The organism is Flavobacterium quisquiliarum (genome assembly GCF_019308285.1).
Taxonomy (GTDB): Bacteria; Bacteroidota; Bacteroidia; order Flavobacteriales; family Flavobacteriaceae; genus Flavobacterium; species Flavobacterium quisquiliarum.
Genome location: NZ_WWEM01000025.1, coordinates 68896 through 86985, shown reverse-complemented (window position 1 = coordinate 86985; position 18090 = coordinate 68896). Strand labels below are relative to the sequence as shown.

Here is an 18090-nt window from a genome sequence, read left to right as displayed (position 1 = left end):
GTAAGAAAAATATTAAATTAGATATTTTATTTTCTATATTTATTATCGCTATTCTAAAAAAACAAAAAAATCTATGAAACAAATCTCAAAGTCATTCCTGACCTTTTTACTAATTGTTTTCTTAATTCAAACAAGTTTTAGCCAATCCGAAACATTAAAAAAAGACCAACGTTATATCTTTTTCCTTCACAATAAGTTTATAGAAGAAAATCCTTTGAATGTTGCACATCCAGAATATGGAAAAGCTGAATACAATGAAATTTTAGCTTCTTTTCGAAAAGACGGTTTCGTTGTCTATAGCGAAATCAGAAAGAAAAATACGAATGCATACGACTACGCCGAAAAGATAACAAAACAAATCAAAAAGCTTCTCAAACAAGGAATTGCTCCAAATAAAATTACCGTAATCGGAACTTCAAAAGGCGGTTATATTGCACAATACGTTTCGACTTTTGTGGCCAATCCAGACATGAATTTTGTTTTTATTGGATGTTTTAGAGATGTTGACATAAAAGAAATTCTGGATATTAATTTCTGTGGTAATATTCTAACCATTTACGAAAAATCAGACATATATGGTGTTTCAGCAATCAAACGTAAAGAAACTTCAAAACTGAAAGTCAATCATTTTAAAGAAATAGAATTGAATACCAATCTTAAACATGGTTTTTTATATAAAGCTTTAGACGAATGGATTGTTCCAAGTAAAAAATGGGCTAATGGAAATTATAATCTGAATTAAAATTTCAAAAATAAAACTTATAAAGTCTTCAAATAATTCCATTTATTTGGAGACTTTTTTATTGAAATCTGACGTTTTTTTGCTTTCAATTTTATTCCTTAAATCAAAAAATCAATCTTTTTTTCTGATTCGAAAAGTAAAGTTTAGAAAATCATCCAAATTTCTCCTCTACTATTACGATTTCATTCCCGTTTTTCTAACCGAAATTTAACTTATTGTTACAAAACAAACGAGTCTTCAAATTTTGTTAATCTCCATTTGGCTTTCAAATTGTTTGTTTAACTTTGTGAATTCAGTACTTAATTTTAAAAATAATTTATTTTACATATGAAACAAATTGCTTTAGTAGTAATTGCATTTATTACCTTTTCTTGCTCTCAGGCTCAAAAAACAGCTTTCTCTAAAGAAGCTTTAGCCGAAAAATTATTAGGAACAGACGACAGCCAAACTACCTTTAAAAACATCTTAAAAAAATACAAAGGCAAAACTTTAGTGATTGAAGTTTGGGCTTCCTGGTGTGGTGATTGCGTAAAAGCAATGCCAAAATTAAAAGAATTACAAGCTAATAATCCTGATGTATCTTACTTATTCATTTCGGCTGATAAAACGGCTGACAAATGGAAAGCCGGAATTGAAAAACACGAATTAAACAAAGGCGATCATTATATGATGAATGACGGAATGAAAGGTCTTTTCGGAAAAGCGATCGATTTAGACTGGATTCCAAGATACATTGTTGTAGATAAAACAGGTAAAATTGTCCTTTACCGCGCTATCGAAACTGATTTTGCTAAAATCGATGAAACTTTAAAATCATTGAAATAATTTTCAATTACAATAACAAATACAATTTCAATGTCAATGTCAAAATTCAATTACAATTGCAATTTTGACATCCTTCAAAAACAAAAAATTAAAAAATAATAAAAACTACCAAAATGAGAAAATCGATTGTTGCAGGAAACTGGAAAATGCATAAAAATGCGGCTCAGACTGAAGAATTATTAAATGAATTAGTGGCTAAAATTCCAGCTAAAACAAATGCACAAGTAATTGTAGCTCCAACATTTGTAAACTTACAAGCAGCTGCTGCAAAATTAAAAAATACCACTATTGGCGTTTCTGCTCAAAACGTTCACCAAGCTGAAGGTGGTGCTTTTACAGGAGAAATTTCTGCTGATATGTTAACTAGCATTGGTGTTAACACAGTTATTTTAGGTCATTCTGAGCGTAGAGCTATTTTCCACGAAACAGATGCTTTAATCGCAAACAAAGTAGATACTGCTTTAAAACATGATATGACTGTTATTTTCTGTTTTGGAGAAGAGTTAAAAGACCGTCAGTCTGATAACCACTTTAACATTGTAGAGAATCAATTACGTGACGGATTATTCCACATCACAAAAGAATCTTGGTCAAAAGTGGTTTTAGCTTATGAGCCAGTTTGGGCTATTGGAACTGGAGAAACTGCTTCACCAGAACAAGCACAAGAAATGCACGAATTCATCAGAGAAACTATCCGTAAAGCTTTTGGAGCTGAAATCGCTGATGAAGTTTCTATTTTATACGGTGGTTCTGTAAAACCAGAAAACGCTAAAGAAATTTTCTCTAAACCAGACGTTGACGGTGGTTTAATTGGAGGTGCTGCTTTAAAAGCAGATGATTTCTTAGCAATCGTTACAGCTATCTAATTTTAGATTTTAGATTTTAGATTTTAGATTTTAGATTTTAGATTTTAGATTTTAGATTTTAGATTTTAGATTTTAGATTTTAGATTTTAGATTTTAGATTTTAGATTTTAGATTTTACAAAAAACCATTCGCTGTGCGAATGGTTTTTTCGTATTGGAATTTGGATTTTTTAAATTGGAATTTCTACATTAACAATTACCTTTGCAAAAAATTTTATTTATGTCAAACATCTATTTAGGATATCATTTTACTATTGAACCAAAAGAATTGGGTTCTGAAATTTTAGTGGCAGAATTGGGCGAAAAAGCGTTTGAAAGTTTTACAGAAACAGAAAACGGAATTTCGGCTTTTGTGAAGAAAGATTTATGGGATGAGAATATTCTGGATGATATTTATATTTTACAATCGGAAGAGTTTAAGATTGGATATACTATTGAAGAAATCGATCAGGTAAACTGGAATGAGGAATGGGAAAAGAATTTTGAACCTATTGATGTTGATGGAAAATGCCATGTTCGTGCTCCTTTTCATGAAAAAACGGATGCCGAATTTGATATTGTAATCGAACCAAAAATGAGTTTTGGAACGGGTCATCACGAAACGACTCACATGATGATTCAGCATTTATTGGAAATGGATGTTAAAGACCTAAAGACTCTTGATATGGGATGCGGTACTGCTATTTTGGCTATTTTGGCTGAAATGAAAGGTGCAGCACCTATTGATGCTATTGATATTGACAACTGGTGTTATTTAAACTCTATTGAAAATGCTGAACGCAATAATTGCAAACACATCAGCGTTTATGAGGGCGATGCGGCTTTATTGGCAGGTAAAAAATATGATTTGATTATTGCCAATATCAACAGAAATATTTTGTTGAACGACATGCAGGCTTATGTTGATGCTTTGAATCCAAAAGGAATTATATTATTCAGTGGTTTTTACGAAGAAGATATTCCGTTTATTGATGCTTCTTGTGTTGAGAAAGGTTTAACTTATGTTAAAAAGATTCAAAGAAACAACTGGGTATCATTAAAATACGTAAATTAGATATTGATAATCAAATCAGTACAAAAACTTAAACAAAATGAGTACTAAAGAAAAAGTTAGAGAAAGAATTCGCGAGAAAGAAGCAACGGGTTTCAATAACGAAATTATCGTTTACAATGATGACGTAAACACTTTTGATCACGTAATTGACACTCTTATGCGTGTTTGCAGCCACACAGCCGAACAAGCTGAACAGTGTTCTTTAATTGTACATTACAACGGGAAATGCACTGTAAAAACAGGCCCGATTGACAAATTAAAACCACAATGTACACAACTTTTAGAAGCAGGACTGAGCGCTGAAATTGTTTAGTTGAAAATAATTCAAAAGGCATTCTATTTTATTCTATATTTGGATGAAATAGAATGCTTTTTTTATGGAGGAATATGGAAAGATATTGATTATTGCAATGCCTATTTTTTTGACCTTAATTATCATCGAAAAAATATACGGCATCTATACTAAAAATGATACGGCACCTCTAATTGATAGCGTATCCAGCATTAGTTCTGGAATTACAAATTCCGTAAAAGATGTTTTGGGTTTAAGTATTACTTTTCTTTCCTACGAATGGCTGGTTTCAAAAATTGCTTTACAGCATTTAGAAGCAAACGTTCTCTCCTACTTCATTGCTTTTTTTGTCATTGATTTCTACGGTTATTGGAGTCATCGTTTGGCACATCAAATCAATTTTCTTTGGAACAAACATGCGATTCATCACAGCAGTGAAGAATTTAATTTATCCTGTGCGCTTCGTCAGCCCATTGCAAGTTTGGTTAATCTATTTACCTTTTTGTTAATTCCTGCCGCTTTGTTGGGCGTTCCAGCTTCCGTAATTGCCATTACACTTCCTATTCATTTGTTTTTACAATTTTGGTATCATACCAAACATATAAAAAAAATGGGGTTTGTAGAGCATATTTTGGTTACTCCATCTCATCACAGAGTGCATCATGCCATAAATCCTGAATATTTGGATAAAAACCATTCTCAGATTTTTATTTTCTGGGATAAACTTTTCGGCACTTTTCAGGAAGAATTAGATGACGTTCCGCCAGTTTTCGGAATCACAAGGCCTGCTAATACTTGGAATCCAATTAAGATTAATTTTCAACATTTAACTTTGCTTATAAAAGATGCCTGGCGTGCCCCAAAATGGAAAGACAAATTCACGATTTGGTTTAAACCCACTGGATGGCGTCCTGAAAACTTTGAAGAAAAATATCCGGTAAATAAAATTGAAAATGTTTTTAATTTTGAAAAATATGGAACGCAGAATTCTAAAAGATTAATATATTGGTCTGTTATCCAAGTTTTAATAACCTTATTATTTGTTAGTTTTCTTTTTGATAATATTGCTAAGATTGGACTTCCAAATATCTTTGTTTATGGCTTTTTTATTTTCATTACCATTTACAGTTATTCAGAGTTAATGGACAAAAACAGGTTTGCTGTTTTGTGGGAAATTTTACGATTAGGCATCGTAATCTGCATTATAAGCTATTATGGAGACTGGTTTGGTTTAAATAATGTAATTCCAATTGGTAATTATATTATTTTTACATATTCAATACTATCAATTATAGCGACAGTATATTTTGTTCGCTATGATTTTAAAAACCAACCAAAACCGATATATAATTCATAATCCCCTATTATGAGAAACTCTTCATTTTTTAAACTTTTTATAGCTTTCAGCATCGTTTATCTAGCTATTCTGGTGCTTGGCCATGAACGTTTCGATCTTTTTTTAAAGCCTATTTTAATACCGATTCTAGGGTTTACTGTTTATTTTTACAGAAAATTTCCAACTCAGAATACTTTATTGATTGCCCTTTTATTTTCTTGGATTGGAGATGTTGTCCTGCTTTTTACTGATCTTGGGGAAATCTATTTCATTATAGGTCTAGTATCCTTTTTAATAGCACATATTCTCTACTGTATCTTGTTTAACAAACTGAACAGAGTGAGAAAAAAACAAAACAAAACATTTTTTGTAATTGGAAGCATCTTAATTGCTACATATTTAATTGGAATGGTGTCTTTATTAATGCCACATTTAGGCGATCTTGAAATTCCAGTTTCTATTTACGCCACAGTCATTTCAATTATGCTTTTGTTTGCTTTTAACGGACTTTTGGTTTGGGAAAGACCAGGAAATCTATTGGTGTTTTTAGGTGCTTTTTTCTTTGTGGTTTCTGATAGTATATTGGCTGTGAATAAGTTTTATACACCTATTCCAAAAAGTTCATTTTTTATAATGATTACCTACCTTCTGGCACAATATCTGATTGTGCTTGGTATTTTAAAACTAAACCCAAAAAAAGTAAAAGAATCTTAGTTTATAGTATTACCTCATGAAAAAAATAACTCTTTTTATTGTTTTATTAATTACCTTTTCTTCTTGCGTAAGCACCAAATCGACTTTAAAAAATGTAGACGACAATGCGCCTGATTTGGTTTTAAAAAAGGACAATACTTTTGTCATTACTCAATTTGCTAAAGACAAAAAATACGGTTATGACCCTGACTATCCTGTTAATCTATTTTTCCAGAATACAAACAGTGAGACCTTAAACGAAAACCGTTTTCTAAATGCTCTTGCTGGGCCTAGCGGTGAAAAAATTACCTATACAAAACTGGAAACCTGTTGTCCGTTCCCTACCAAAAGAAGTAATATGGGTGCCGGATTTTTAAATGTTTATGAATTGACTTGGGAAGGGCAAAAAAAGCCGATTAAACTTTATCTGAATATCTATGAAAAAGGGATTTTAATGGTTCCTATGGGATTGAGATTGAAGCAGAATTAGTTATGATTAATACTAATTCTGCTTTTGTAATACTCTTATTACTATGCATTTGTATTTTCCCTTATCATATAGCTATTCTCCTTATTAATTCGGATTCTTTATCATCAATAGTTCCCGGCTGGAACACTACCATTATTCCTGGACAGATTATTTCTAATTCGATTAAATTCCTTGTACTTCTTGTGACTGCAATTTGTGGGTGGAAACTTTTCAAAATCAAAAAAGAGATAGCTTTAAAATTTTTTATTACTTATCTTTTATTTACGTTTCCAGCGCTATTTATTGGAAGAATTAGTCTTTATGAACTAATTTCATTTGGTTCTGAAGGCATTATGGATCGTATCCGAATTGTAGTTTTTATCAATATTTTCTTGAATATTTTGTTTTTTATTGGACAAATTTATTTTTGGAGGTTTTATATTCTAGCCAAAAGATCTTCTGGGATTAACAATTTAACTTAATTTTTCCAAATTCAATTAAAAGAAATAGCTCTTAATGAGGTTTAAATAAAGAACGCTGGAGAATCATAAAACATGATAAATATCATTTACTACTTTCTTTTGATATCCTAATATTGCAACCAAATTATCAAATATGATTTTAGATGAATTATTGTAATTCCACTAAAGTCCTAGTCCTGATAGCAGCGGAAATCATTTTTCTCTAAAACTTATTTTTTCCTGGCTGGGCAGAGCGACCGAAGGAAGCTCCTGAACAGCCATTGGAAAAAAAAGTTTTAGAGAAAAATATTGAAGCGAATAGCAGGAATGGCTTCATAAAATAATCTTAAATCTTAATCTGGTATTCATAAATCATGACTACCTTTGCAGTGCAAAAAAATAAATTTTATGAACATACAACATATTCCACAAATTAAACATACTGACAGCGGAAATTTCTTTTTATTAGCGGGGCCTTGCGCCATTGAAGGAGAAGAAATGGCGCTGAGAATTGCTGAAAAATTAGTTGGTATTACCGATAATCTTCAGATTCCTTATGTGTTTAAAGGATCTTTTAAAAAAGCAAACCGTTCTAGAATTGACAGTTTCTCTGGAATTGGTGACGAAAAAGCTTTAAAAATCTTAAGAAAAGTATCTGAAACTTTTCACGTTCCAACTGTTACTGACATTCATACAAACGAAGATGCCGATATGGCTGCGCAATATGTAGACGTTTTACAGATTCCTGCTTTCTTAGTGCGCCAGACTGACCTTGTTGTTGCAGCTGCAAATACTGGAAAAACGGTAAACTTGAAAAAAGGACAATTTATGAGTCCAGAAAGCATGAAACATGCCGTGCAAAAAGTGTTGGACTGTCATAACGAAAATGTTATGGTTACAGATCGCGGTACCATGTTTGGCTACCAAGACATGATTGTTGATTTTAGAGGCATTCCTACTATGCAGCAATATGCTTCTACTGTTTTGGATGTTACGCATTCATTGCAACAGCCAAACCAGACTGCAGGAGTTACAGGCGGAAGACCTGATATGATTGAAACCGTTGCTAAAGCTGGTATTGCTGTTGGCGTTGATGGAATCTTTATTGAAACGCATTTTGATCCTGCAAATGCAAAAAGTGATGGCGCTAACATGTTACACTTAGACTATTTTGAAGGTTTAATGAACAAGTTAGTTGCTATTAGAAAAACAATTAACGCATTTTAATTTATAATACTTAAGTTCTTTGAAAACAAAAATTTTATTTTTCTTACTGACTTGTGTTTCTCTAAACACTTTTGCTCAGGAAGAAATACCAGTACAAAAATACGCCGCGCATAACAAAGGAAAATTCTTTGTGATGTGGGGTGGTAATAGAGAGAGTTACTCAAAATCTGATGTAAACTTTAGAGGTAAAGATTACAATTTTACAGTTGAAGATATGAGAGCTCATGACAAACCAAAAGGATGGCATGTTGATTATATCAATCCCGCTAATATGACGATTCCGCAAACTAATTTAAGATTAGGTTATTTTTTTAGCGATCATTACAGTGTTACAATTGGTGTAGACCACATGAAATATGTAATGGCACAAAATCAAATTGCAAATGTTACCGGAAACATCAATTTACCTGCAGATGATCCTGCATCAATTTACAATGGTAATTACAACCATACTCCTGTTGATATGTCTCAAGGAGGAGCTCAAGAAGGTGGTTATGGAAATGGTGAAATAAACACAAACGGCCCGGCTTTTTTAATGTATGAGCATACAGATGGCTTAAACTACATTAACACAGAAGTTGCGAGATTTGATGATGTTTCTAAATGGTTTGGTTTACCAAACATTGACAAAGTTCAGATTAATTTAACCGAAGGATTGGGAGTTGGAGTTTTATATCCAAAAACCAATACTACTCTTTTAGGAAAAGAACGTCATGATGATTTTCATGTTTCTGGTTACGGTGTTTCTGCAAAAGCGGGTCTTAACGTTACTTTTTTCAAACACTTCTATATTCAGGGAGAGTTAAAAGGAGGTTATATCAATATGCAGGATATTAAAACGACAACAAGTCCTGAAGATAAAGCTTCTCAGCACTTTACTTATTTCCAAAGAATTATTGCTGTTGGAGGAATTTTCAGAATCTAACATTTCGTAAAATATATTTAGAAAATAGCTGTCATTTTATTTGGCAGCTATTTTTTTTATTATTTACTTTGTAACTCAAAGTACTTTAAATTGTGTTTTATGAAAAGTAAAAAGTTTTTATTTCCGTTGATTACATTCATTATCAGTTTTGGATGTGCATTATTTATTAGTCTAAAGGTTTTTCCAAATAATCCGTTTACTGGAAATAAACAGGAAAAAACGATGACTAGTAAATACAAAGATGGCGATATAATTTTTCAGACTTCTGAATCTAAACAATGTGAGGCGGTTCGTATTGCAACAAATTCTAAGTTTTCACATTGCGGGATTATTTATGATATCAACGGAAAATGGTTTGTTTTTGAGGCCGTTCAGCCTGTGAAACTAACACCGCTTGAAGATTGGATCAAACATGGAAGAGACAGTAAATATGTGGTTAAAAGATTAAAAAATGATACTGTTTTAAAACCGGAAGTTTTGCAAAAAATGAAAGACTACAGTCAGCAGTTTGATGGTAAAGAATATGATGCTTATTTTGAATGGACAGACAACAGGATTTACTGCTCTGAGTTGGTTTGGAAAATTTATAAAAATGCAACAGGAATTGAGTTGTCAAAACTTCGTGAATTGAAAGAATTTAATTTGACTGATCCAAGGGTTCAAACAATACTAAAAGAACGTTATGGCAATGATATTCCGTTGGAAGAGAAAGTCGTTGCTCCTTCTGACCTTTCCGATTCTAGTTTACTGAAAACTGTTATAGACACTTACTAAATAGCAAAAAGCTAGTTGAGTTATTATTCCTAGCTTTTTTATTTACCAATTAACTTTGAGTTTCAAAGAACTTTTTAAAACATAATGTATGAGAGATTATTTGATTGAGAAACTTTATGAATCTTCTAAAAAACCGTATCAAAAATATTTCAAGAAAAATGAACCTTGGAAAATTGATAAAACTAAATTATTGGATTATCCGCAAGAAAGCTTAGGATTAGGTTTGGGAAATTTTCTTTATAACAATCATTTTGATATTCAGGAAAAACTGGAAGATCACGATATTATTCATGTACTGACCAATACGGGAGTTTCGGTCTATGAAGAAATTGGAATGCAGTATTATCTTTTCGGAAACGGAAAAAGAAGTTTGTATTTGTATATGGTTATTTTAACGGGAACTCTCTTTTATCCAAAACGAATTAAATACTTCATTGAACAATACAAAAAAGGGAAAAAGGCTCTTCCGTTTCATTATTTGGACTTTTCGAAAATGCTTTTAGTTCCAATTCCATCTATTCAACAAACTTTTAAAATTTAATTTCTATGAAAACTATTCAGGATAAACCTTTTAAAGAAAAACAATCTATCGAACTGACTGTTGGCACATTTATTATCAGTACAGTCCTATTTATGCTTTATATCGTTTCAAATGAAAGTCCAAACGTTTTGGTTATTGCCTGGCCGTTTGCTTTGTTTGCAATAATTGTAAACCTCATCATGTTTGTTCATTTGACAGATAGATTCATTCATTTACCGCAACAGCGAAAAGAAATTGGGATTAAAATTTTGTTATTGCTTTCTAATATTCCTATAACCTATTTGTATTATTTGATTGTCATGAAAAATTGATTATTATATGGGTCGTTCCGATGGAACTTTTTGTAGCCTACATAATCTCACAACGGATTGAAATCCGTTGCTACAATATGAATCATTCCTACGGAATTTTTATGCCAAAAATGCTTTATCGTTTTTGGCATAAAAAAATAGGCTGTCAAAAATAACAGCCTATTTTCTATGTCGATTTTAAAAATCTTAGTTCGCTTTTGGCAATTCAATTCCGGTTTGGTCAATTAAATAAACTAAAGAAGTCATAGTTGCAGCACCCAATTCTAACTCTCTTTTGTTGATTGCATCAAATTTATCGTTTGCTGCGTGGTGGTAATCAAAATAACGTTGTGAATCTGGTTTTAAACCTGCTTTTACAATCGCTTTAGACGTTAAATGACTGATATCTGAACCTGCGTGTCCAATGGTAAAACTATGCACTAAATAAGGCTCAAAAAAATCTCTGAATCCTTGTATTTTTTTCAAGTTCGCATCATCAGCTTCAATAGAAAATCCTCTTGGAGAAAATCCGCCTGAATCACTTTCTAAAGCAAAAATATGGTTTTCGTTCTTTTGTTTTGAAACTTCTTCATATTTAGCACCGCCTTTTCCGCCGTTTTCTTCATTCATGAATAAAACCACTCGAATCGTATTTTTAGGTTTGTAATTTAAATTTTTAAGAATTCTGATTACTTCCATACTCTGTACTACTCCTGCTCCATCGTCATGAGAACCATCAGCTAAGTCCCAAGAATCTAAGTGACCGCCTACAACCATAATATTGTCAGGATTTACAGTTCCTGTTAACTCTCCAATTACGTTATGCGACAATACATCTGGTAAGGTTTCACAAGATTGCTTGAAATAAAATTTTAAAGACGGATTTGCTTTTAAAGATTTACTCAATAATTCAGCTCCATTTGTACTGATTGCAGCCGTTGGAATGTATTGCTCTTTTGGTAAATCACCATAACTTTGGGCTCCTGTATGAGGAAAATCGTCTAAACGTAAATTCATTGAACGTACAATTGATCCTACTGCTCCTAATTTTGCAGCTTCTTTTGCACCAGCATATCTTTGGTCAACACATGCTCCGTAAGATGTAAAAGTTTCAATGTTTTCAGGGTTCATTGGTCTGTTGAAAAAAACAATTTTGCCTTTTACTTTGTCTGCTCCAAGTTCGTTTAGTTCTTTTATGCCTTGAACTTCAATTATTTCTGCTGTAAGACCCGTTTTTGGTGTTGCAATAGAGCCTCCTAAAGCACAGATTGGCACATTTGTTTTTACTTTTCCGTTTAAAATATAAGCGGTTTCTTTCTCGCCACGAACCCAGTGCGGTACCATTACTTCCTGTAAATAAACTTTATCTAAACCTAATGCTTCTAATTGTCTTTTGGTATATTCTACCGCTTCAGCAGCGCCTTTAGAACCAGATAAACGAGCTCCGATATCATTAGACAAATACTCCAGCCAAGTGTAGCATTTTGCTTCGGTTAAAGCTTTTTTATAAAATAATTTGATGTTTTTTTCGTCATTTGTCTGAGCAGATGACAGCAATCCGTTTAAAACTAAAGCAGTTAAAAGAATCGTTTTTTTCATAGTTTCTATAGTAATTTTGGAGTTTATTCTGCCAATGGCGTATTCACAAAGGAACAAAATTTCAGACAGTTCGAAAGCTTTTTCTTCAACCTTTTCTCAAAAAAAAGCTCCAATTACAAATTCTTCAATTTGCAATCGGAGCTTTTTAATATTCCTAAAATAAAATCTATTTTACTTCGATAATCTTATTTTTTGAGCCAATGCCATTTTCATTAAAAGGTTCGATAGTGAAATAATATTTTGTTCCTTTATCTAAACCTCTAAAATCGTAGGTATTGTCTCCGTAAACCATAATACTGTTGTATAATTTATCTGGAGTAATTCCGTAATAAATATTGTAACCAACGGCATCGTTTTGTTTTTTCCAAGAAATCATGGCGTTTCTGGAATCTGCTTTGTTTCTATCAACTTTAAATGAAGCCACTGCTTTTGGTTTTGAAGCTAATCCGTTTCCGAAAACCCTGAAATCAGAAATCGCAAATAAACCTGAAGCATTGTGGATATTTTCCATTTTAATGTAACGCGCTTTAAATGGCTTTGTCAATTCTACGTAATCATGTGGTGCATCTTTATCGTTTTTCGATTTATCTACTACCAAAGTCCAGTTTTGAGCATCATCAGACATGAATATTTTATATTGGTAATAAATATCCATCGCTTTGTTGTACTGTGTTGCTTTATGATCTGCATAATTAATCTGTAGCGCCTTTATTTCCATTGGTCTTCCTAAATCCATTTGAAGCCATTCACCAGGATTACTTGTTTTAGCCGACCAATAGGTTTGAATATTTTCATCGGTTAGATTCTCAGGACCATAACAGAATTTTTCAAAGACTTTTTTGCCACCGTTATCCATTCTGTGTGTTTCTACTTCCATACATTCTTCAGAAGAAGAAACTGTTACAGGTTTTTTATACGAAAGCAGCATCCAGCCTGATGAAGCGCCTTTTGTCTGATCGCGCTGGCTTGTTGGCAAAACGATTGGAAAATCGCCATAAGAAGTAATAGAATACATTACATCATCTTTATCAAATCCAGCTGGGAACATATCAATACGACGCTCAAAACGATCTTTTATAGAGATCTTACAAGTTCCTGTATTCCAATAATTTCCGTAATTATCTGCGAAAGTATTTCCGTGTCCTGCTCCAATCACAAATCCACCTGGTTTGTAAGACATTGGATTGTGTTTTTGATAGGTAAACGGCCCAAGAGGATTATCGCCAACATGCACACCATTTGCATAACCTTTAAATTCTGTTGCTGGCGCACCGTACTGCATATAGTATTTTCCGTTGTGTTTGGTCATCCAAGCCCCTTCAATGAAATTTCCCCATGGTGCAGGTTCCATATCATTATTTGGTCCAAAACGTTCCCAACCGTGAGCTGACGGATCTAAAATGGCAACTTCCTTAATTTGGCCATAAGGCTTTTGAATATCTTCAACCTCAGTTGCTTTATACAATTCCGCATAATCTGCCTGATTTCCTTTTGGAAGCCAAGTATTATAATCTACCTCAACACCTACAAGAGGTAATTTTCCACTTGATCCATAATACATATATACTTTTTTGTCATCATCTTGAAAAATCGCTGGATCCCAGGTTGGAAGCATCGCCTTATCAACATGACGTGTCCATCTTCCTGATTTTGGATCGGCTGTTTTCCAGATGGGATGGTCTCTTTTCCAAGTTGAACCCACGTAAAATAAGGTATCATTTACAACCCAAGCCGCAGGTGCACATTGATCGTCATCGCCTGGCTGTCTTTGGAAACTTCCGTAAACAAAGTTCCAGTCTGACATGTCTTTACTCCAGAAAAAACCAGCCTGATTGGTCGCAAATAAATAATATTCGCCTTTGTAAGTTATAATAACAGGATCTGCACTGGAACGACGAGAGTATGGAATTCCGTTATGATTGTGAGTGGTATAATTGTAGCCAATATTGATTGGGTTACAATAAGTAGTTGCTGGTCTATTAGGATCAAACCATTCTGTTTTACCTAATTTTTGTGCCAAAAGATTGTGATTGAAAAAAATCACAAACAAAATCGACATTGCAAGAAGTTTATATCTTTTTTTCATTGTTTGATAGATGTTAGTAAGCTCAGGATTATTTTTTGATTTTTAATCTTTCGCTTAAAAGTTCGGGCTCGTTTGTTGTAATGTAATTGAATTTGTGTTCTATAAGCCAATCCATATCTGCAGCTTCATTTACTGTCCAGGCATTCAAAATCACCTTATTATCTTTTGCCTCCTGAATCCATTCCGGATGTTTTTGAAAGACTGAATAATGATAATCTACACCATTAATATTATCTGCTTTCACTTCTTTTGGAGATTTATTTCCTTCCAAATATTGTAAAGAAGTTTTAGCATCCACTTTTCTGATTGCTTTTAGAATATCATAATCAAAACTGATGTAGCAGGTGTTTTTATCGGCTTTTAATTTTTTAATGGTTTTGACTGCTGCTACAGCAGTTTTTTGTCCTCTTTCTTTACTGATTTCTGATGGTTTTATTTCGCAAACCAAAAGTGTATGTTTATTATTTTTTTTTCCTTCTGAAATATATTCGTGCAGCGTTGGAAGTTTTTCTCCGTTTGAAAGTTTAAATTTTATCAAATCGGCGTAATTCGTTTCTTCAATTAGCATTTTATTGTAATGTGCATCGTGATTGATCACAAGCGAATCATCAGCAGTTCTCCAAACATCAAACTCTGATCCCGGCAGTTTTAAGTCAATTGCATGTCTTAATGATGCGATGGAGTTTTCTGGCAGATTATTCTTTTTCCACGCGCCACGATGTGCTACAATCGCATTTTTCTGTGCATTACAAAAAGAAAAAACAAGCACAAAAACAACTGAACTTACTATTTTAAAATTCTTCATTTCATTCCTTTTTAAAATTGATTTTTTATTTCAGAAAAAAAGCCCTTCGCTAACCAAACACGCGAAGGGCTAATTACTAATCAATAAACCAACTATTTAGTTAACTCAAAACTAACTTTCTTATCGGCATTTGAATTACCTCCAATGAAGATATCAAACTGCCCAGGCTCTGCTACGAATTGTAAATCAGAGTTATAAAATTTTAAATCCTCTACAGTAATGTCAAAACTTACTGTTTGTTTTTCGCCTTTTTTAAGCGCTATTTTTTGGAAACCTTTCAATTCTCTAACTGGTCTTGTTACAGAACCAACTAAATCTCTAATGTATAATTGAACTGTTTCTTTTCCGTCAAAATTTCCAGTGTTTGTTACATCAACAGTTACTTTTAATTTTCCAGTCGAATTCATTTTATCTGAAGAAATTTTCAAGTTTGAATAATCGAAAGTCGTGTAGCTTAATCCAAATCCGAATGGGAATAATGGCTCGTTTCTTTCGTCAATATAATTTGATCTGAATTTTTCGAATTTACCTTCAGTATTAGAAAGTGGTCTTCCAGTATTTTTGTGTGCGTAGTAAATTGGCAATTGTCCAACACTTCTTGGGAAAGTTGAAGTCAATTTTCCAGATGGATTTACATCTCCAAATAAAACATCAGCGATAGCGTAACCTGCTTCTGTTCCTGCGAACCAAGCATTTAAAATAGCTGGAACTGATTTCTCTTCGTCAGTAATAACTAACGGACGTCCGTCAAATAAAACTAAAACAACTGGTTTTCCTGTTTTCAATAAAGCGTTTAATAAATCTTTCTGCGCTTGTGGAATTTCTAAGTTGGTACGACTGCTAGATTCTCCACTCATTTCTGCAGATTCTCCTAAAGCTGCCACAATTACATCTGACTGTTCCGCAACTTTTAAAGCTTCTGCTAACATTTCTTCTTTTGAACGAGCATCACGATGTAATGTTTTCCCGAACATGGTTGCATTCGTTTCAAACGTTTCATCGTAATCTAAGTTGCTTCCTTTTGCATACAAAACCTTAGTTTCTGCTCCAGCAACTTCTTTGATTCCTCTTAATAATGAAACCGCATTTTCCATTTTTGTAGCTACGCTCCAAGTTCCCGGCATGTTTTCTTTAGCATCTGCTAACGGCCCGATTAAACCAATTGTCCTTGATTTTTTAAGAGGCAATAACTGATTTTGGTTTTTTAATAAAACCAAAGACTGCGCTGCAATCTGACGCGCTTCTTTTCTGCTATCAGTTGTGAAGATCTCCGTTTTAGCTCTTTTCTCATCACAATATTTATAAGGATCTTGGAATAATCCTAAATCGTATTTTGCTTCTAAAATCAATTTTACAGCATTGTCGATTGTTTCGATTGAAACTCTTTTTTCATCCAAAGATTTTTTTAAAGTTCCTAAGAAACCTTCTCCAACCATATCCATTTCAACTCCAGCGTTTAATGCTAAAACAGAAACATCTTGAAGATTCCCCATTCCATGTTCGATCATTTCGGGAATTCCTGTAAAATCGGTTACCACAAAACCTTTAAAGCCCCATTGTTTTCTTAAAACGTCAGTCATTAACCATTTGTTTCCAGTTGCCGGAATTCCGTCCACTTCGTTAAAAGATGCCATAACCGAACCTACACCTGCATCAACAGCTGCTTTGTAAGGAGGGAAATAGTCGTTGAACATTCTGATATGACTCATATCAACTGTGTTATAATCACGTCCAGCTTCTGGAGCACCATATAATGCGAAGTGTTTTACACAAGCTAAAATTGAATTGTTTTTAGAAAGATCGTGCTGCTGGTATCCGTTAACCATTGCTTTCGCAATTTGGCTTCCTAAATATGGATCTTCTCCTGAACCTTCAGAAACTCTTCCCCACCTTGGATCTCGAGACACATCAACCATTGGAGAGAATGTCCAGTTGATTCCGTCTGCACTTGCTTCTTTCGCTGCAATCTGCGCACTTCTTTCAATTAAAGCCATATCCCAAGTACAAGATAATCCTAACGGAATTGGGAATGTTGTTTCGTAACCGTGAATAACATCCATACCAAAGAGCAATGGGATTTTTAAACGGCTTTTCTCAACAGCAATTTTCTGTACTTCTTTAATTTTTTGTACTGATTTTATATTGAACAAACCGCCCACTTTACCTTCGGCAATATTTTTTGCCACATTTGAGCTGTTTGCTTGCCCTGTAGTAATATCGCCCGAAGTTGGTAAATTTAACTGCCCTAATTTTTCTTCCAATGTCATTTTTGACATTAATTCCGCCACAAATTCAGACTTGGGTTTAATTTTCACTGTATTTTTAGAAGGCTTTTTCTGAGCATAACCCAAAACAGCACATCCTAAAAAAAGTAAGACTAATTTGTTTTTCATTCCTAATTTATTTATTTGTTTGTATTCGTTTTTTTCTGCTGGAACATCCAGTCATAGATTTCTTGATTATCATAAACTCTTGTCCAGCTGTCATGATTGGCATCATCAAAAATGGTCAGCTTTACCTCTTTTGCATTACATTTTTTCAATTCTTTGTAAATCGTGATGGCATAATTTACATTTACTACATCGTCTAACAATCCGTGGAAAATTCTGGTTGGAATATTGGCTATTTCACAAGCGTGCTCTAACTGAATTAAATCTACAAAACCAGCGACAGGTACGTTTGCTGCAAATAGATCCGGATGTGCAAAAGCCAAATTCCAAGAAGCCCAACCTCCTGAGCTCAAACCAGTAACATATATTCGTTCTGAATCAATTTTGTTCTCTTTCTGAATTTTTAGAATCAGCTGATAGATTGATTCTATATCCCAGTTTTCATCTTCTTTGCATTGCGGCGCCAGAACATAAGCATCCAACTGATGACTCTTTAAATATTTTAAAGGGCCGTTAATTTTTACTTTTTCAAGATCGGTTCCTTTTTCTCCATCTCCAGAAATAAAAACAATCAAAGGCTTTTTTTCTTTTGTATTTTTCGGTTTATGCAATACATAACCGAGTTCATACTTTGACATTATGACGGTGTTGATTTTTCCAATTGATTCACTTTGGCTAAAGCCAAAAAAAGAAAACAAGAGGGAGAAAAAAGCTAA

The 18090-nt window shown here is 33.3% G+C and carries 18 protein-coding genes; 13 read left to right on the top strand and 5 right to left on the bottom strand.

Annotation, left to right across the window (positions count from 1 at the left end):
• Positions 1-73 precede the first annotated feature (73 nt).
• From GSY47_RS11745 to GSY47_RS11685, 13 genes are all read left to right on the top strand, one after another.
• Complete coding sequence (locus tag GSY47_RS11745; protein ID WP_179003328.1) at positions 74-742, top strand: DUF2974 domain-containing protein; 669 nt, start codon at positions 74-76, stop codon at positions 740-742.
• A 327-nt stretch (positions 743-1069) separates the two neighbouring features.
• Positions 1070-1567 (top strand): TlpA family protein disulfide reductase, encoded by a 498-nt coding sequence (locus tag GSY47_RS11740; RefSeq protein WP_091497065.1) that lies wholly within the window; start codon positions 1070-1072, stop codon positions 1565-1567.
• Between the two features lie 113 nt (positions 1568-1680).
• Positions 1681-2433, top strand: a complete 753-nt coding sequence (tpiA, locus tag GSY47_RS11735) for a triose-phosphate isomerase (RefSeq protein WP_179003327.1) — start codon at positions 1681-1683, stop codon at positions 2431-2433.
• Positions 2434-2652: 219 nt separating this feature from the next.
• Entirely contained in the window at positions 2653-3486 is an 834-nt protein-coding gene (gene prmA / locus GSY47_RS11730) for a 50S ribosomal protein L11 methyltransferase (RefSeq protein WP_179003326.1), read from the top strand.
• Positions 3487-3523: 37 nt separating this feature from the next.
• The gene (locus GSY47_RS11725) at positions 3524-3799 is read left to right on the top strand and encodes an ATP-dependent Clp protease adaptor ClpS (protein ID WP_057118487.1); all 276 of its coding nucleotides are present in this window, start codon (positions 3524-3526) and stop codon (positions 3797-3799) included.
• A gap of 64 nt (positions 3800-3863) precedes the next feature.
• A complete protein-coding gene (locus GSY47_RS11720) occupies positions 3864-5135 on the top strand; it encodes a sterol desaturase family protein (protein WP_179003325.1) in 1272 nt (423 codons plus the stop codon).
• Positions 5136-5144: 9 nt separating this feature from the next.
• The gene (locus GSY47_RS11715; protein ID WP_179003324.1) at positions 5145-5828 is read left to right on the top strand and encodes a lysoplasmalogenase; all 684 of its coding nucleotides are present in this window, start codon (positions 5145-5147) and stop codon (positions 5826-5828) included.
• A gap of 16 nt (positions 5829-5844) precedes the next feature.
• Complete coding sequence (locus tag GSY47_RS11710) at positions 5845-6297, top strand: 2-dehydro-3-deoxyphosphooctonate aldolase (RefSeq protein WP_179003323.1); 453 nt, start codon at positions 5845-5847, stop codon at positions 6295-6297.
• An 848-nt stretch (positions 6298-7145) separates the two neighbouring features.
• Positions 7146-7964 (top strand): 3-deoxy-8-phosphooctulonate synthase, encoded by an 819-nt coding sequence (gene kdsA / locus GSY47_RS11705; protein ID WP_179003321.1) that lies wholly within the window; start codon positions 7146-7148, stop codon positions 7962-7964.
• A 19-nt stretch (positions 7965-7983) separates the two neighbouring features.
• The gene (locus GSY47_RS11700; RefSeq protein WP_179003320.1) at positions 7984-8889 is read left to right on the top strand and encodes a hypothetical protein; all 906 of its coding nucleotides are present in this window, start codon (positions 7984-7986) and stop codon (positions 8887-8889) included.
• A 99-nt stretch (positions 8890-8988) separates the two neighbouring features.
• Positions 8989-9663 (top strand): YiiX family permuted papain-like enzyme, encoded by a 675-nt coding sequence (locus GSY47_RS11695; RefSeq protein ID WP_179003319.1) that lies wholly within the window; start codon positions 8989-8991, stop codon positions 9661-9663.
• A gap of 88 nt (positions 9664-9751) precedes the next feature.
• Positions 9752-10204, top strand: coding sequence for a hypothetical protein (locus GSY47_RS11690; RefSeq protein ID WP_179003318.1), 453 nt, complete (start codon positions 9752-9754; stop codon positions 10202-10204).
• A 5-nt stretch (positions 10205-10209) separates the two neighbouring features.
• Positions 10210-10515 carry a hypothetical protein gene (locus tag GSY47_RS11685; RefSeq protein ID WP_179003317.1) on the top strand — a complete coding sequence of 102 codons (306 nt, stop codon included), beginning with the start codon at positions 10210-10212 and terminating at the stop codon, positions 10513-10515.
• Positions 10516-10701: 186 nt separating this feature from the next.
• On the opposite strand, the gene GSY47_RS11680 is transcribed toward GSY47_RS11685, so the two are convergent.
• The 5 genes from GSY47_RS11680 to GSY47_RS11660 form a co-directional block, all read right to left on the bottom strand.
• Positions 10702-12093 (bottom strand): M20/M25/M40 family metallo-hydrolase, encoded by a 1392-nt coding sequence (locus GSY47_RS11680; RefSeq protein ID WP_179003316.1) that lies wholly within the window; start codon positions 12091-12093, stop codon positions 10702-10704.
• A 166-nt stretch (positions 12094-12259) separates the two neighbouring features.
• Positions 12260-14179: a discoidin domain-containing protein gene (locus GSY47_RS11675; protein WP_179003315.1), complete on the bottom strand. Its 1920-nt coding sequence runs from the start codon at positions 14177-14179 to the stop codon at positions 12260-12262.
• A gap of 28 nt (positions 14180-14207) precedes the next feature.
• Positions 14208-14984, bottom strand: coding sequence for a glycerophosphodiester phosphodiesterase family protein (locus GSY47_RS11670; RefSeq protein ID WP_179003314.1), 777 nt, complete (start codon positions 14982-14984; stop codon positions 14208-14210).
• Positions 14985-15076: 92 nt separating this feature from the next.
• Positions 15077-17377, bottom strand: coding sequence for a beta-glucosidase BglX (gene bglX / locus GSY47_RS11665; protein WP_179003313.1), 2301 nt, complete (start codon positions 17375-17377; stop codon positions 15077-15079).
• Between the two features lie 11 nt (positions 17378-17388).
• Entirely contained in the window at positions 17389-18012 is a 624-nt protein-coding gene (locus GSY47_RS11660; RefSeq protein WP_246611321.1) for a carboxylesterase family protein, read from the bottom strand.
• Positions 18013-18090: the final 78 nt, after the last annotated feature.